Here is a 16,013-nt window from a genome sequence, read left to right on the forward strand (position 1 = left end):
AGGAGACATCCATGACCGCGGAGCAAGCCTCCCCCCAGGCCGGCCAGGTGCTGCTGGAGTGCCGGGGCCTGACGCGCATCTATCATGAAGGGCCCCAGGACGTGACGGTGCTCGAGAATCTCGATCTCGAGGTGCGCGCCGGCGAACGGGTCGCGGTGGTCGGCAGTTCCGGCTCGGGCAAGACGACGCTGCTCAACCTGCTGGGCGGGTTGGATCGGCCCAGCGCCGGCAGCGTCAAGGTGGCCGGTCAGTCACTGGCCGAGCTGGGCGAGAGCCAACTGGGGCGTTTTCGCAACCGCCATATCGGCTTCGTCTACCAGTTCCACCATCTGCTGGCCGAACTGACTGCCCTGGAGAACGCCGCCCTGCCGTTGATCGTGCGCGGCCAGTCGCGCAAGGAGGCCTGTCAGCGTGCCGCACAGATCCTCGAGCGCGTCGGCATGGCCGGGCGCCGCGATCACAAGCCCGGCGAGCTGTCAGGCGGCGAGCGTCAGCGGGTGGCGATCGCCCGGGCGCTGATCACCGACCCGAGCCTGGTGCTGATGGACGAGCCCACCGGTAATCTCGATCAGACCACCGCGGCCAGCATCCTGTCGATGATGGACGAGCTCGCCAGGACGACGGCCTGCGCCTTCGTGATAGTGACCCACGACACCGGTCTCGCCGCCCATCAGGATCGGGTGATGAAGCTGGATCGGGGCCAGCTGACGGCCGCCTGACGTTTGCGTCGGGTGGGTCCGCGCCGGTCGGGACGATCAGTGCGGGCAGCCGTTGTCGCGTCCGTTGCCGAGTTCGGTGGCCCGCAGGCGACGCTCCCGGCGGCGTTTATGCCAGCTGCGCGAGACCTGCCAGCGCCAGATCAGGCGAATGCCCACGTTGGCCGCCAGTCCAGTGATCACCGCCGCGACCAGCGAGCCCAGCGCGAGGGACGGCAGGATATCAAGCAGCTGGTCGGCCACCCATTGGGTCGAGAGGGCATCCGGCGCCGCTCGGGGCGGGGTGGCCAGCAGCCAGGCGCCCAGCCGGTAGTTGCCATAGAAGATGATCGGCATGGTCAGGGGGTTGGTGATCCAGACCAGGCCCACCGAGAGGGGCAGGTTGCAGCGCAGCAGGCAGGCGCCGGCGGCGGCCAGCGCCATCTGGAAGGGAATCGGCAACAGGGCGCAGAACACGCCTACCATGAAGGCGTTGGCCACCGCGCGACGCGACAGCATCCACAGCGACGCATCGCCGATCAGGTGGTGCATGAAGCGCAGCGAGCGACTACCCGTCAGGGCATCGGGGTGAGGCATGTAGCGCTGTAGGAAGCGGCGCGGCATGGCAGGCTCGCAGGCGATGAATGGCACGGGTGGCATGATCCGCAGCCATTATCCATACAAGCCATGCTCCTCGCCACGGCTGTGGTCGATGCGAGGGCGCGACAGGGCCAGGGAGGGCCTCGAGCGGCCATGCGTACCCTCATGCGCAGCGGACTAGGCATGCCGGCGGTGATCGCCGCCCTGGCGGGGGCTGCTATCGCCATGCGGCTCCCCGCCGGGAGCTTCGGGATCTGGGCGCTGGCGGGGCTTTGCTTGCTCGCGGACCTGCCTCGTCAACGCCTGATGCTGGGACTGTTTCTCGTCGCCACGCTGGTCGCTGTCTCGCTGCTGCTGGCCCGGGGCGCCGAGCTGCCCCGAGGTCTGGTGGGTCAGGACCTCCGGCTCGAGGGACGCGTTCTCGCGTCCCGGATCGGCCAGCCGGCGACTCGACTGCGCGTCGCCGTCGACGACTGCCAGCCGGCCGGTCCGGGACTGCCGGCCTGTGATGGCCTCGATCGGGTGCGGCTGTCGGTCTATGACGGCCCGCCGATGATGGTAGGCGAGCGCTGGCGCCTGACGGTGCGGTTGCGCCCGCCGTCGGGCTTCGCCAATCCCGGCACCTTCGACTTTGGCGCCTGGCTGTGGCGGGAGGGGGTGGACGCGACCGGCTATGTGAGAGCGGCGCCGCCCCCGGAACGCCTCGCTCCTGCTCAGACGACACCTCGGCGGGCGGCCCTGGCCTTCCTCGACGCCCATCAGCCCGATGGCCTCGGTCGGCGCTGGCTGGCGGCCCTGACTCTGGGCGCCGACGAACGCCTCGACGAGGACGACTGGGCGCTCTTGAATGCCAGCGGTACCACTCACCTGGTGGTGGTGTCGGGGCTGCATGTGGGACTGGTCGCGACCGGCATGCTGTGGCTGATGCGCGGCCTGGCCCGGTTGGTGAGCCCGGGGCGCTGGCGCATGGCGGTCTGGCCCTGGCTCCTGGCCGGGGCGGCGGCCGGCGGTTATGCCTGGCTGGCGGGGCTCGAGCCCCCTGCGCTGCGGGCCCTGATCATGACCTGGGTCGGCCTATGGGTCGCCAGCGGCCGCCATGCGCCCGGCCCCTGGCAGGCCTGGTGGCTGGCGCTCTCGCTGGTGGTGCTGGTCGATCCGCTATCCCTGTGGCGACCGGGGCTGTGGCTGTCTTTTGCGGCAGTCGCCTGGCTGATCCTGATCTGGCAGGGGCGCTCCCGGCCCCGTGGCATCGGAGGCTGGGCCTGGGCCCTGATACGCACTCAGCTATTGCTGGGGCCGCTGATGGCGGCGGCCGTGGTGCTGGCCTTCGGGCGGCTGGCGCCGGGTGCCGCCCTGATCAACCTGGTCGCCGTGCCGCTGGTCAGTATGCTGATGGTGCCACTGGGGCTGCTGGGTTGGGCGCTGAGCTGGGCACAACCTCTGGCCCAGGTCTGCTGGGGGCTTTTCGAGGGGCTGGCGACGCTGCTGCAGGCGGGGCTGACCAAGGCCGTGGCGGTATCTCCCCTGCAGGTGCTGCCGGCCTGGCAACGCCTGCCGGTGGCGCTGTGTCTGGCCGGTCTCGCCCTTTGCTGGGGGCTGCCGGGTGTGACGAGAGCGCTGAGGGTGGTGCTTTCCCTGGTGCTGGCTGGTGTCCTCCTCGACCTGGAGCCGCCGACGCCGCCAGAGGGCAGCCTGCGAGTGCGAGTCCATGACGTGGGCCAGGGTCAGGCGATCGAGTTGAGTGCTTACGATAGTCCCGATGCAGGCGCTCAGGTGGCGCGCGTCCTTTACGATACCGGGCCGCGCTTCGCCTCCGGCTTCATGCCGCTGGCCGGGCTCTGGCCCGCAGGGCAGGCGTTCTCACGGGTCATCGTCAGCCATGGCGACCGGGACCATGCCGGTGGCGTGCCGGCGCTTGGCGATCACCGGGTGGGCGAGCTGCTGGCACCTCGCGGCGAGGCGATCGGTCATGCAGCCACGCCCTGCGTCGCCGGTCAGCGCTGGCGCCATGGCGGCGCCGTCTTCCGGGTGCTGTGGCCACCGGCCGGGCCGCTCGAAGCACTGTCCGCGAACGATCGCTCCTGCGTGCTGCTGGTGCGCCTCGGTGAGCGGACGGTGCTGATCACCGGTGATGCGGGCCGGGCGGTCGAGCGACGCCTGCTGCCGCTCCTGCCCGACCGTATCGATGTGTTGGTCGCGGGACATCACGGCAGCCGCACCAGTTCCGCCGCGGATTTCGTCACGTCGACCAATCCCCGTCAGGTGATCTTCAGCGCGGGACGCGACAATCGCTTCGGGCATCCCGCCGCCGAGGTGGTGCACCGCTTTCGTCGCCAGGGCAGCTGTCTGTGGAGCACCGCGCTGGATGGGGCCGTGACGGCGACTCTGACCCCGAGCGGGGCACTCGTCGTGACGGCCGAGCGTCATCCGGTCTGGCGTCACGGTGTCGATGGCGACTGCCATGGGGTAGAATCGCGGCCCTAGATGACTGCCGACGGCGTCCGCGGCGGTCACGGCATTCGGGAGACTTTGATATGGATATGACCGGCGCCCTGACCGTTGGCGGTTGGCTGATGCTGCCCTTGGTGGGCTGTTCCCTGGTGGCGAGCGTGATCATCATCGAGCGGCTGTGGACACTCCGCGCCGCCCGCATTGCCCCGCAGGGGCTCAGCGGCGAGATCTGCGCCCTGGTCGCTCAGGGGCAGGTCAACCTCTACTGGCTGGAGAGCCACTCGCCGCTCGGCGGCGTGTTGGCCGCGGGCCTACGCAATGCCCGCTTCGGTCAGGATCAGGTGCGGGCCCGGCTGCAGGAATCGGCCGTGGCGGTGATCCACGACATGGAACGCTTCCTGAGCCCGCTCGGCACCATCGCCGCGATCACGCCCTTGATCGGCCTGCTGGGCACCGTGGTCGGGATGATCGAGGTCTTCTCGGTGCTGGTCAGTGCCGAGGGAGCAGGGCGCACCGCCGAGCTGGCCGGCGGCATCTCCCAGGCCCTGGTGACCACCGCCGCGGGCCTGACGGTGGCGATCCCGGCGCTGATGTTTCACCGCTTCTTCCAGCGCCGGGTCGAGGACATCACCGTGCGCATGGAAGAGCAGGCCAGCCAGCTGGTGGAGTGCCTGGCGCACTACCCGGGCGAGCTGACGCTGGACGAGCGGTATGAGCAGACGGGGCAGGGAGTACGGGACGCATGAAGTTTCCGCGGCGTCGCCGGGAGCCGGTGGAGGTCAATCTGACGCCCCTGATCGATGTGGTGTTCCTGCTGTTGATCTTCTTCATGGTCTCGACCACCTTCGAGACCCGCCAGGCCCTGGAGCTCGAGCTACCCGAGAGTGCCAGCGCGGCGGCGGCCGAGCCCGCTCCGGTGGTGCTGGTGATCACCGCCTCGGGCGATTACCGGCTCGGCGATGTCGCCGTGCCCCGGGAGACGCTGGGTGCGGCCCTCGAGTCGCGAGGCGAGGCCGCCCGGGAGCACGGGTTGATCATCGAGGCCGACGGCCGGGTCGCCCATCGCCACGTGGTGGCCGCTCTGGACGAGGCGGCCGCCCAGGGAATCACCCGCGTGCGCATCGCCACCCGCGAGGCAACCGACAGTATCAATCAAGCGGAGACACCGTGAGCTACGATTCAGGATGGGCCCTCTACAAGCGGCTGCTCGACTATGTCAGGCCCTATTGGCGTTCCTTCATGCTGGCCGTGCTCGGCTACGCCATCTATGCCGCCTCCAGCACGGCCCTGGCCGAGATGATGAAACGCCTGATCGACGGCATTCAGAACCCGGATGCCGCCTTCCGGCTTTTTCTGCCGCTGTTCGTGGTGGGCATGTTCGCCGCCCGGGGGCTGGGGACCTTTCTCGGCACCTATTTCATGAGCCAGGTAGCGCGCAACGTGGTACACGCCCTGCGCTGCGATGTCTTCAACCACATGTTGCACCTGCCGGGGCGCTTCTTCGACGAGCACTCCAGCGGTCAGCTGGTCTCCCGGGTGACCTATCACGTCGAGCAGGTCACCGGAGCGGCCAGCAACGCCATCACCGTGATCCTGCGCGAGGGACTCTTCGTGATTGGCCTGCTGAGCTATCTGCTATGGACCAACGCGATGCTGACCCTGGTGTTCCTGACGGTCACGCCGGTGATCGGCGTCGTGGTCAGCTATGCCAGCAAGCGCTTCCGGCGCCTGTCCCAGCGCATCCAGCGCTCCATGGGCGATGTCACTCACGTGGCCTCCGAGGCGCTTTCGGGGTATCGGGTGGTGCGCACCCACGGCGCCGAGGCCTATGAGAAGCGTCGTTTCGCGAAGGCCAGCGACGACAACCGCCGCCAGAGCATGAAGGAGGCGCTGACCAAGGGCATCAGCACGCCGGTGATCCAGCTGCTGGTGGCGCTGGCGCTGGCGGGGCTTGTTTGGCTGGCCATGTCGCCGGCGTTGCTCGATGACATGACCCCGGGCGAGTTCGTGGCCTTCATCACCGCCGCCTCGCTGATGGCCAAGCCGGTGCGTCAGCTCACCGACGTCAACAGCGCCATCCAGAAGGGCATCGCCGCGTCCGGCGAGCTGTTTGGCCTGATCGAGGAACCCGCCGAGCCCGACCAGGGCACCACCGAACCTCACCGCCTGGCAGGGCGGGTCCACTTCGACGGCGTGCGCTTCGCCTATGCCGAAGGCCAGAACGAGGTGCTCAAGGGCATCGACCTGGAGGTGTCGCCGGGGGAGATGATCGCCATCGTCGGGCGCTCTGGCAGCGGCAAGTCGACCCTGATCAGCCTGCTGCCTCGCTTCTACCGGCCCACGGCGGGCGCGATCACCCTCGATGGGGTGGCGCTGGATGACTTCAAGCTGTCGCCGCTGCGCCGCCAGATCGCCCTGGTGTCTCAGCAGGTCACCCTGTTCAACACCACCATCGGCCAGAACATCGCCTACGGGGTCGACAATCCTGATCAGGACGCCATCGAAGCCGCGGCCCGCGCCGCCTTCGCCCATGATTTCATCATTGAATTGCCTGAGGGGTACGACACCCCGGTGGGCGACAACGGCGTGATGCTCTCCGGCGGTCAGCGCCAGCGACTGGCGATCGCCCGGGCGATCTTCAAGGATGCGCCGCTGCTGATTCTCGATGAGGCCACCTCGGCGCTGGACAGCGAATCCGAACGCTACATCCAGAAGGCCCTGGAAGAAGTCTGCCGCGGACGCACTACCTTCGTCATCGCCCACCGCCTCTCCACCATCGAACGGGCCGACCGCATCCTGGTGATGGAGCAGGGCGAGATCATCGAGCAGGGCAGCCATGCCGAGCTGATCGCCCGTGAGGGCGCCTATGCGGCGCTGCACCAGCTGCAATTCCAGGAGAGCCCGTGAGCCGCTTCGGCAGGCTTACCGAGCGCCTCGGTGAGGGGCTGATGGCGGCCTGGTACGGCGATGCCGCCTGGCTTGGTCTGCTGCGGCCACTGGAGGCGCTCTATCGCAGGCAAGTGACCCGTCGCCTGGTCGATTTCCAGTCAGGCAAGGGGTCGGTCCATCATCCCGGCGTGCCGGTGATCGTGGTCGGCAACCTGACCCTCGGTGGTACCGGCAAGTCACCGCTGGTGGCCTGGCTGGCGCGACATCTCGCCGAGCAGGGCTATCGCCCGGGCATTCTGTCCCGGGGCTACGGGGGCGAGAGCGAGGAATATCCGCTGCGGGTCAGCGAGGCCACGCCTGTCGAGGCCTGCGGGGACGAGCCCTTGATGCTGGCGGCCCAGACCGGGGTGCCGGTGGTGGTCGACCCCAGGCGCGCCCGCGGTGCCGAGCGCCTGCTCGATGAAGGGTGCGATATCCTGATCAGCGATGACGGCCTGCAGCATCTGGCCCTGGGCCGTGACCTGGAACTGGTGGTGGTGGACGGGCAGCGGGGCTTCGGCAATGGACGCTGCCTGCCCGCTGGGCCGCTACGCGAGCCGCTCTCGCGGCTTGAAAGCGTCGATGCGCTGGTGGTCAACGGTGCCGAGCCCGACGAGGTGGCCGGTGCCGAGGGCGCCGGGCAGCGCTTCACCATGACTCTTAAGCCGGTGGGCTGGCGCCGGCTCACCGACGATGCGCGCCTGCCGCTGTCGCCCCTGCCCTTCGCACGGGCGGTGCACGGCCTGGCCGGCATCGGCAATCCGCCCCGCTTCTTCGCCACCCTCGAGGGGCTCGGGCTCAGGGTCACGCCACACCCGAAGCCCGATCATCACCGCTTCACGCCCGAGGACCTGCGTTTCGATGACGAGGCTCCGGTGGTGATGACCGCCAAGGATGCCGTCAAGTGCCGTGGCTTTGCCGATGCGCGCTGCTGGGCGCTGGATGTGGAGGCCCATCCGTCGGCAGGCTTCATCGAATGGTTTGCCACGCAACTCGATGCGCTGACGCGCGTCGCGCAAGGGGAAGACAATGATGGATAAGGAATTGCTGGCCATGCTGGTCTGTCCGCAGTGCCAGGGCAAGCTCAAGTACGACCGTGAACATGCGGAGCTCAAGTGCCACTTCGATGGCCTGGCGTTCCCGATCCGTGACGACATCCCGGTCATGCTGGCCGAGGAAGCCCGCGTCATGGACGTCGATGAGAAGCTGGGCAAGGCGAGGGGGCCGAGCCGCGGCGAGGCGGGAGGACAGGCATGAGCGATTTCGTCGCGGTGATCCCGGCGCGCTTCGCGTCCAGTCGCCTGCCCGGCAAGCCGCTGCTCGACATCGCCGGCGAGCCGATGGTGGTGCGGGTCTGGCGCCAGGCCCTCGCCAGCCAGGCCACCCGGGTGGTGGTGGCCACCGATGACGCGCGTATTCGCGATGTGGCCGAGGCCGCCGGCGCCGAGGTGGTGATGACCGCTGCCGACCACCCCTCCGGCACCGACCGGCTCGCCGAGGTGGCCGAGCGCCTGGGGCTCGCCGAGGATGCCATCCTGGTCAACGTTCAGGGCGACGAGCCGCTGCTGCCGCCGACCCTGATCGATCAGGTGGCCGCGCGACTCGAGGAGGACACCGATGCCTCCATCGCGACCCTGGGGGAATCGATCAGCGACGTCGAGATGCTATTCAATCCCAACGTGGTCAAGGTGGTGCGTGATTTCGCCGGTCGCGCGCTATATTTTTCCCGCGCGCCCATCCCCTGGGATCGGGAGGCCTTCGCCCGCCGGCCGGAGCTGCTTGAGCACGATGCCTGGCTGCGCCACATCGGCCTCTATGCCTATCGGGCCAGTTTCCTCGCCGCCTATCGCCACTGGTCACCGGCGCCGCTGGAACAGCTCGAGCAGCTCGAGCAGCTGCGCGCTCTTCAGCATGGGCATCGCATCCAGGTCGCCCTGGCCCGGGAGCCGCATCCTGCCGGCGTCGACACTGAGGCCGATCTCACTCGCGTCCGCGCGCTGTTCGCTGACTCTGTCGATCCTGTAACCGCCGACACTCCACTAGACAACGCTTCACCAGAGAACAGGGAGAGCTGAGATGCGCGTGCTGTTCGTCTGCCTCGGCAACATCTGCCGCTCGCCGACCGCCGAGGGCATGCTGCGCCACAAGCTTGAGGCCGCGGGCCTGGCCGAGCGCGTGACCATCGATTCCTGCGGCACCGGCGACTGGCATGTGGGCAAGGCGCCGGATCGCCGCGCCGCCGCGGCTGCCGCCGAGCGAGGCATCGACCTGAGCGGCCTGCGGGCACGCCAGCTCGATCGGGCCGACTTCGAGCGCTTCGATTATCTGCTGGCCATGGACCACGACAACCTGGATGACCTGTTGGCCATGCGTCCCGGGGATTGCCAGGCCCACGTCGGGCTCTTCCTCGACTTCGCCGGTCGGCGGGAAGCCGCGGTGCCGGACCCCTATTACGGCGGCGAAGCTGGCTTCGATGAGGTGCTGGATCTGGTCGAGAGCGCCGCCGATGGGCTGATCGAGGCCCTGCGCGGGCGCCTGGGCACCTCGCCGTGAGTCTCGCCTGGCACACACATCACGACCTCAGCGGCGCCAATACCCTCGGTCTGCCCTGCGTGGCCGAGCGTTTCGTGGCGCCCGCGACCCCGGCCGAGCTCGCCGAAGTGCTGGTTGATGCGCGCGAGGCGGGCTGGCCGGTCACCGTGCTCGGGGGGGGGAGCAACCTGATTCTCGGCGACTGGCTGCCGGGCCTGGTGGTGCGTCCGGCCCTCGGCGATTATCGCTGCGAGGCCCTCGATGATCAGCGGGTGAGGGTGCACGTGGAGGCCGGCATGAACTGGCATGAGCTGGTCATGAGCCTGGCTAGGCGGGGCCTGTGGGGCATCGAGAACCTGGCGCTGATTCCCGGCCAGTGCGGTGCCGCCCCGATCCAGAACATCGGCGCCTATGGTGTCGAGCTCGCGGATGTGCTGGAGCGGGTGCACCTGATGCATCTGGCCGATGGCCGTGAGCAGGTGCTCGAGGCCGCCGACTGTGGCTTCGGTTATCGGGATAGTATCTTCAAGCGTGCCCTCGACGGCCGGGTGGTGATCACTCGTCTGGAGCTTGACCTCTCGACTCGGGCCCAGCCGCGCCTGGGGTATGGGGACCTGGCGAACCGCGTCGGGCCGGCACCCACCGCCCTCGAGGTCGCCGAAGCCGTCTGTGCCCTGCGCCAGGAGAAGTTGCCTGACCCGGCGGTGCTCGCCAACGCCGGCAGCTTCTTCAAGAACCCGCTGGTCGAGGCCGATGTGGCTCGGGTGCTGCTGGAGCGTCATCCCGACATGCCGCACTTTTCCCAACCTGATGGCCGAGTCAAGCTGGCGGCCGGCTGGTTGATCGATCAGTGCGGGCTCAAGGGGTCTCGCGAGGGTGCCTTCGGCGTGCATGATCGTCAGGCCCTGGTGCTGGTCCATCATGGCGGCGGTGATGCCGAGGGGCTGCTTGGCTTCGCCGGCAGCATTGCCATGCGGGTGGCGGAACGCTTCGGCGTCACCCTGGAGCGTGAACCCAGGCTTGTCGGTATCACGGAGTAGATGGTCCAGTAGGCTCTCATGCCGTAGATCAGGCAAGCGACTGACCATGAAAAACGCCCGCAGGCTTGGCCTGCGGGCGTTTTTCGTTGATGCCGGTCAGTGATGGCCCGGGGTGCCCCGGGCCATCCGATCACGACTGGCCGTCGTCGGCCTTGGCTTGCTGCTGCTCACGCCGACGGATCTCACGCGGATCGTTATGCGCGCGGCGACGGCGACGGGCCTTGGGCTTGGGCGTATCAGCCTTCGGCGCCTCTTGCTTCGGAGCTTCCGCCTTCGGGGCCTCCTGCTTCGGGGCTTCCGCCTTCGGCGTCTCCTGCTTCGGAGCTTCAGCCTTCGGCGTCTCCTGCTTCGGAGCTTCAGCCTTCGGTTGCTCGGCCTTCGGCGCCTCCTGCTTCGGAGCTTCCGCCTTCGGGGCCTCCTGCTTCGGGGCTTCCGCTTTTGGCGTCTCCTGCTTCGGAGCTTCCGCCTTCGGTTGCTCGGCCTTCGGCGCCTCCTGCTTCGGAGCTTCCGCCTTCGGGGCCTCCTGCTTCGGGGCTTCCGCCTTCGGCGTCTCCTGCTTCGGAGCTTCAGCCTTCGGCGTCTCCTGCTTCGGAGCTTCAGCCTTCGGTTGCTCGGCCTTCGGCGCCTCCTGCTTCGGAGCTTCCGCCTTCGGGGCCTCCTGCTTCGGGGCTTCCGCTTTTGGCGTCTCCTGCTTCGGAGCTTCCGCCTTCGGTTGCTCGGCCTTCGGCGCCTCCTGCTTCGGAGCTTCCGCCTTCGGCTGTTCGGCCTTCGGGGCTTCCGCCTGCGGGGCCGCCTGCTTCGGAGCCTCCGCCTTCGGCTGCTCGGCCTTCGGGGCCTCCTGCTTCGGAGCTTCCGCCTTCGGCTGATCGGCCTTCGGGGCTTCCTGCTTCGGGGCTTCTGCCTTCGGCTGCTCGGCCTTCGGGGCTTCCTGCTTCGGAGCTTCCGCCTTCGGCGCTTCCTGCTTCAGGGCTTCTGCCTTCGGGGCCTCCTGCTTCGGGGCTTCCGCCTTCGGGGCTTCCGCCTTCGGGGCCTCCTGCTTCGGGGCTTCCGCCTTCGGCTGCTCGGCCTTCGGGGCCTCCTGCTTCGGCGCCTCTTGCTTAGGGGCTTCCGCCTTCGGCTGCTCGGCCTTGGCGTCAGACTGCTGGGCTTCGGCCTGCAGACGTTGCTGCTCGGCCTCGGCCTGCGGGTTCACCGCGTGCTTGCGGGTCCGGTTGCGCGGGTTGTTGCGGGTGCGCTTGGGCTTGCCGTCGGTCTTGGCAGTTTCCTTGGCCGGCTGCTCCGCTGAGCTTGCCTTGTCGGCGGCCTGCTGGGGCTTCTTGTCGCCCTGGGGCTTATCGCTTTGCGGCTTGTCACCCTGGGCCTTGTCACCTTGCTGCTTGGCCGACGACGGCTTCTGCTGGCGACGTTCATCGTCCTGGCGCCCGCGTCCGCGACCGCCACCCTGGCGGCGTTCGTCGCCACGCCCCTCCGGCTTGGCGTCGCGCTGGTCGCCGCGGGTCTCGCCACGGTTGTCCTGGCGCTTGGCGCCCTGGCCGCGGTTGTCGTCACGGCCACGGCGGTTGCCACCGCGGCCGCCCCGTCCACCACGGCCGCCGCGGTCCTGGCGAGACTCGCCGTCGGCTTGCGCGTTGCGCTCGTCGTCCTGGCGCTTCGGGGTCGAGCGCTGGGAGCCACCTGCTTTCTCGCTCGCCGGGGCGGCGGGAGTCTCACCGCTACCGAGCAGCTTGCCGAGCCCCTTGAACAGACGGGTGATCACGCCGCTCTCGTCGGCGGCCGGCGCCTGGGGGGCGACGGGTGCTGCCTGAGGCTTGGACGTTTCTGGCTCTGCCTTCAGCGAGGCAGGGGCAGGTGCAGTATGGATCACGCTCTTCACCGCGGCCTCGGCGCGCTGCACGGGCTTGGCGATGCTTTCGTCCGGTTCCTTGCCGACGTCGGTGTCGGTGGGCAGCTCGTAGCTGGACTTGACCGACTCGTCCTCATCGACATGGTCGTCGCGCAGGCGCTGGACATCGTAGTGCGGGGTGTCCATCTCCGGGTTCGGCAGCACCAGCAGGCGCACGCCTTGGCGACGCTCGATCTCGGCCAGCACCGCGCGCTTCTCGTTGAGCAGGTAAGTCGCCACCGGCACCGGCAGGATGGCGCGGATCTGGGCGCTGCGCTCCTTCATGGCCTCTTCCTCGAGCAGGCGCATGACGGAAAGCGACAGCGAGCGCACGTCGCGGATGGTGCCCTGGCCGTCACAGCGCGGGCAGACCACGCCGCTGGTCTCGCCGAGCGAGGGGCGCAGGCGCTGGCGGGACATCTCCATCAGGCCGAAGCGCGAGATGCGACCGATCTGCACCCGAGCGCGGTCGAGCTTCAGGGCATCGCGCATGCGATTCTCGACCTCACGCTGATTGCGCGCCGGGCTCATGTCGATGAAGTCGATGACCACCAGGCCGCCGATGTCGCGCAGGCGCAGCTGGCGGGCGATCTCGTCGGCGGCCTCGCTGTTGGTCTGCAGCGCGGTCTCCTCGATGTCGCTGCCGCGGGTGGCACGAGCCGAGTTGATGTCGATGGACACCAGGGCCTCGGTGTGATCGATGACGATCGAGCCACCTGACGGTAGCTTCACTTCCCGCTGGTAGGCGGTCTCGATCTGCGACTCGATCTGGAAGCGCGAGAACAGCGGCACCTCATCGGCGTACAGCTTGATCTTCTGCTGGTAGGAGGGCATCACCTGGCGGATGAAGGCCAGGGCTTCCTCGTGCACCTCGGGGCTGTCGATCAGCACCTCGCCGATGTCGTTGCGCAGGTAGTCGCGCATGGCGCGGATGATGACGTTGGATTCCCGGTAGATCAGGAAGGGCGCGGGGCGCTTGCCGGCTTCCTCGGTGATCGATTCCCACACCTGGGCCAGGTAGTCCAGGTCCCACTGCAGCTCTTCGGAGGAACGGCCGATGCCGGCGGTGCGCACGATCACGCCCATCTTGTCGGGCAGCGTGAGCTGACCCATCGCGTCCTTGAGCTGCGCCCGCTCCTCGCCCTCGATGCGCCGGGAGATGCCGCCGGCGCGCGGGTTGTTGGGCATCAGGACCAAGAAGCGACCAGCCAGGCTGATGAAGGTGGTCAGGGCCGCGCCCTTGTTGCCGCGCTCTTCCTTGTCGACCTGGACGATGACTTCCTGGCCTTCCTTGAGCACTTCCTTGATGTTGGGGCGCCCGCTGGGCTCCTTGATGAAGTACTCGCGGGAGATTTCCTTGAGTGGCAGGAAACCGTGGCGGTCGGCACCGAAGTCGACGAAGGCGGCTTCGAGGGAGGGTTCCACGCGGGTGATCTTGCCGCGATAGATATTAGCTTTCTTCTGTTCCCTGGCACCGGATTCGATGTCCAGGTCGTACAGGCGTTGTCCATCGACCAGGGCGACTCGCAGCTCTTCCGGCTGGGTCGCATTGATGAGCATCCGTTTCATGTTGTCTCGCTTGCAGTCGCGCACCGGATGGCGCCCGTAAGCGGTCGACGAAGGCGAACCTCTGGGTGCTGCGTGCTTGTGCTCAGCGCATGTCGCGGATGCTTGTGCGCCCGGCTCGGGCCGCGGGGAGGTCCCGTGGCTATACGAGCGTGATCATGTTGAGTACGCGGCGGTGGCGGGACATGTTTCGGCGGGCATTACGCCCTGCCGGCCCCGCGGTCAACCGCCAGACACCTGGCATACATCGATTCGCCAACGCCGGCCTCCGGCTCGCTGTTGAGTATTCCCGTGGCCTGCGGGTCGTCCCGTCTCTGGGAACGGCCCGGGGTCCGGGCGTGGCGTTCAAGTTTCGCTTTCTTCTTACAGTGGCTCCGCAACGCTGCAAGGGCAGGCGTCATGGAGGCCAGATTCGGTTCGCTCTGGCCTGCGTGTCTGTCGGGCAGGCGCGGCTGTCGGGCAGTGAAAGGCCCATTTGAGCGAGCTGGAAATATAACAGCAATGCCCGATAGCAGCAATTGGCGCAGGGGCGGCGCGGGTGCGGTAGAATGCGCCCATCAATCGAGCGCAAGACATGACCAGGCGAGACGGAGTAACGAATGGCCGAGGGGCGAGAAGTACAGTGGATCGAGGTCACCGAGGGCCAGGTAGGGCAGCGCATTGACAACTTCCTGCGCACCCGACTGAAGGGAGCGCCCAAGGCACTGATCTACCGGATCGTGCGCAAGGGGGAGGTGCGGGTCAACAAGAAGCGGGTCAAGGTCGACTACCGCCTCCAACTCAACGACCTGGTGCGGGTGCCGCCGCTGCGGCTGGCCCCGGAGGAAGCGGTGCGCGAGGTCAGCGACAACCTGCGCAACCTGCTGGCCGGCAGCGTGCTGGTCGAGGGGCCGGGCTGGCTGGTGATCAACAAGCCGTCGGGCCTCGCCGTTCACGGTGGCAGTGGCGTCAAGATCGGGCTGATCGAGGCCCTGCGCCAGGTGCGTGAGGATCTGGACTTCCTCGAGCTGGTGCATCGGCTGGACCGGGATACCTCGGGCTGCCTGCTGCTGGCCAAGTCGCGCCCCGCGCTGCTGACCCTCAACGAGGCCCTCAAGGGGCGCAAGATGGACAAGCAGTACCTGGCGCTGGTGGCCGGGCGCTGGCCGGCACGGCGTGACTACGTCAGCGCGCGGCTGGATCGCTTCGAGGCCGGCAACGGCGAGCGTCGGGTGCGAGTCGACCCGGCGGGCAAGGTGTCACGGACCCGCTTTGGAGTGCGCGAGACCTTTGCCAACGCCACCCTGATCGAGGCCGAGCCGGTCACCGGGCGCACCCATCAGATCCGCGTCCATGCCGCCCATGCCGGTCATCCCCTGCTCGGGGATGACAAGTACGGCACCCGTCAGGGCGAGTCACTGGCGGGGCGGCTGGGGCTCAATCGTCTCTTCCTGCATGCCGCGGCCTTGACCTTCCCCGAGCCCGACAGCGGGCGTCCGGTGCACGTCAAGGCGCCGCTGGGCGAGGAGCTCGGTGCGGTGCTCGAACGCGCGCGTCGTCAGTCCTGATGCGCTGACGGGCCGCGTTCACTTATCTTTTAGCGGCAATTTCTTAGCGGGAGAGTTATGCGTTACCGACTGGTGATCTTCGATTGGGACGGCACCCTGATGGACTCCGAGGCGCGCATCGTCGCCTGCATGCAGGCGGCCGCCCGGGATGCGGAATGGGGCGAGCTGCGTGCCGAGGCGGTGAGTGACATCATCGGTCTGGGGCTGCCGGAGGCCATTGCGCGGATGTGTCCGGGGATCGGCGCCGACCAGGCCGAGCGGCTGCGCCAGCACTATGCCCGTCACTTCGTGGCCGCCGAGGCCGAGCCGCTATCCTTCTTCCCGGGCGTTGAGGCCGGGGTGGCGACGCTGCGGGAGCGCCCCGGGACACGGCTGGCGGTGGCCACCGGCAAGAGTCGTCGCGGTCTCGATCGGGTATTCGCCGAAAGCGGCAGCGGGGCCTGGTTCGATGCCAGTCGTACCGCCGATGAGACCCGCTCCAAGCCGCACCCCCTGATGCTCGAGGAGCTCCTCGATGAGCTCGAGGTGTCGGCGGATGAGGCCGTGATGGTGGGGGACACCGAGTATGATCTGGAGATGGCGCGGGCGCTGTCGATGGATCGAGTGGCCATGACCTATGGCGTGCATGCGCCCGAGCGGCTGGCCGCCAGTCGACCGACCTTTACCACCGACAGGTTTCCTGAGCTGGTCGAGTGGCTGATCGGGCGGTAACGGCCATGCCCGTCCCCAGTGACACGATGGCTTTGGACACGATGGCTTTGTAAGGAACAGG

General features: G+C 68.2%; 14 protein-coding genes. 12 read left to right on the forward strand and 2 right to left on the reverse strand.

Translation table 11 applies throughout. From position 1 onward, the window contains the following. The first annotated feature begins 11 nt into the window (after positions 1-11). Positions 12-719 carry an ATP-binding cassette domain-containing protein gene (locus tag IEJ03_RS05215; RefSeq protein ID WP_192036620.1) on the forward strand — a complete coding sequence of 236 codons (708 nt, stop codon included), beginning with the start codon at positions 12-14 and terminating at the stop codon, positions 717-719. Between the two features lie 36 nt (positions 720-755). Here the strand turns inward: IEJ03_RS05215 and IEJ03_RS05220 are convergent, their stop codons facing one another. After that, positions 756-1,319, reverse strand: a complete 564-nt coding sequence (locus tag IEJ03_RS05220; protein WP_192037192.1) for a DUF2062 domain-containing protein — start codon at positions 1,317-1,319, stop codon at positions 756-758. Positions 1,320-1,448: 129 nt separating this feature from the next. Between IEJ03_RS05220 and IEJ03_RS05225 the strand changes: the two genes are divergently transcribed. The 9 genes from IEJ03_RS05225 to murB are packed head-to-tail and all read left to right on the forward strand — an operon-like array spanning position 1,449 to position 10,246. Continuing rightward, positions 1,449-3,779, forward strand: a complete 2,331-nt coding sequence (locus tag IEJ03_RS05225; protein WP_242458052.1) for a DNA internalization-related competence protein ComEC/Rec2 — start codon at positions 1,449-1,451, stop codon at positions 3,777-3,779. Between the two features lie 50 nt (positions 3,780-3,829). Continuing rightward, positions 3,830-4,492, forward strand: coding sequence for a MotA/TolQ/ExbB proton channel family protein (locus tag IEJ03_RS05230; protein ID WP_192036621.1), 663 nt, complete (start codon positions 3,830-3,832; stop codon positions 4,490-4,492). Continuing rightward, positions 4,489-4,917, forward strand: a complete 429-nt coding sequence (locus IEJ03_RS05235) for a biopolymer transporter ExbD (protein ID WP_192036622.1) — start codon at positions 4,489-4,491, stop codon at positions 4,915-4,917. Before IEJ03_RS05230 ends, IEJ03_RS05235 begins: the two co-directional genes overlap by 4 nt. Continuing rightward, positions 4,914-6,653, forward strand: coding sequence for a lipid A export permease/ATP-binding protein MsbA (gene msbA, locus IEJ03_RS05240; RefSeq protein ID WP_192036623.1), 1,740 nt, complete (start codon positions 4,914-4,916; stop codon positions 6,651-6,653). Before IEJ03_RS05235 ends, msbA begins: the two co-directional genes overlap by 4 nt. After that, positions 6,650-7,714: a tetraacyldisaccharide 4'-kinase gene (gene lpxK / locus IEJ03_RS05245; RefSeq protein WP_347400996.1), complete on the forward strand. Its 1,065-nt coding sequence runs from the start codon at positions 6,650-6,652 to the stop codon at positions 7,712-7,714. The genes msbA and lpxK overlap by 4 nt, the downstream gene beginning before the upstream one ends. Continuing rightward, positions 7,707-7,931 carry a Trm112 family protein gene (locus IEJ03_RS05250; RefSeq protein WP_192037195.1) on the forward strand — a complete coding sequence of 75 codons (225 nt, stop codon included), beginning with the start codon at positions 7,707-7,709 and terminating at the stop codon, positions 7,929-7,931. Before lpxK ends, IEJ03_RS05250 begins: the two co-directional genes overlap by 8 nt. Next, positions 7,928-8,749: a 3-deoxy-manno-octulosonate cytidylyltransferase gene (gene kdsB, locus IEJ03_RS05255; protein WP_192036624.1), complete on the forward strand. Its 822-nt coding sequence runs from the start codon at positions 7,928-7,930 to the stop codon at positions 8,747-8,749. Before IEJ03_RS05250 ends, kdsB begins: the two co-directional genes overlap by 4 nt. 1 nt (position 8,750) lies before the next feature. Further along, complete coding sequence (locus IEJ03_RS05260; protein ID WP_192036625.1) at positions 8,751-9,227, forward strand: low molecular weight protein-tyrosine-phosphatase; 477 nt, start codon at positions 8,751-8,753, stop codon at positions 9,225-9,227. Then, the gene (gene murB, locus IEJ03_RS05265) at positions 9,224-10,246 is read left to right on the forward strand and encodes a UDP-N-acetylmuramate dehydrogenase (RefSeq protein ID WP_192036626.1); all 1,023 of its coding nucleotides are present in this window, start codon (positions 9,224-9,226) and stop codon (positions 10,244-10,246) included. The genes IEJ03_RS05260 and murB overlap by 4 nt, the downstream gene beginning before the upstream one ends. 130 nt (positions 10,247-10,376) lie before the next feature. On the opposite strand, the gene rne is transcribed toward murB, so the two are convergent. Next, entirely contained in the window at positions 10,377-13,697 is a 3,321-nt protein-coding gene (rne, locus tag IEJ03_RS05270; RefSeq protein ID WP_192036627.1) for a ribonuclease E, read from the reverse strand. A 596-nt stretch (positions 13,698-14,293) separates the two neighbouring features. Between rne and IEJ03_RS05275 the strand changes: the two genes are divergently transcribed. Further along, the gene (locus IEJ03_RS05275; protein WP_192036628.1) at positions 14,294-15,241 is read left to right on the forward strand and encodes an RluA family pseudouridine synthase; all 948 of its coding nucleotides are present in this window, start codon (positions 14,294-14,296) and stop codon (positions 15,239-15,241) included. 57 nt (positions 15,242-15,298) lie between these two features. Beyond that, positions 15,299-15,952 (forward strand): HAD-IA family hydrolase, encoded by a 654-nt coding sequence (locus IEJ03_RS05280; protein ID WP_192036629.1) that lies wholly within the window; start codon positions 15,299-15,301, stop codon positions 15,950-15,952. Positions 15,953-16,013: the final 61 nt, after the last annotated feature.

It is taken from the genome of Halomonas sp. YLGW01, assembly GCF_014840935.1.
Taxonomy (GTDB): Bacteria; Pseudomonadota; Gammaproteobacteria; order Pseudomonadales; family Halomonadaceae; genus Onishia.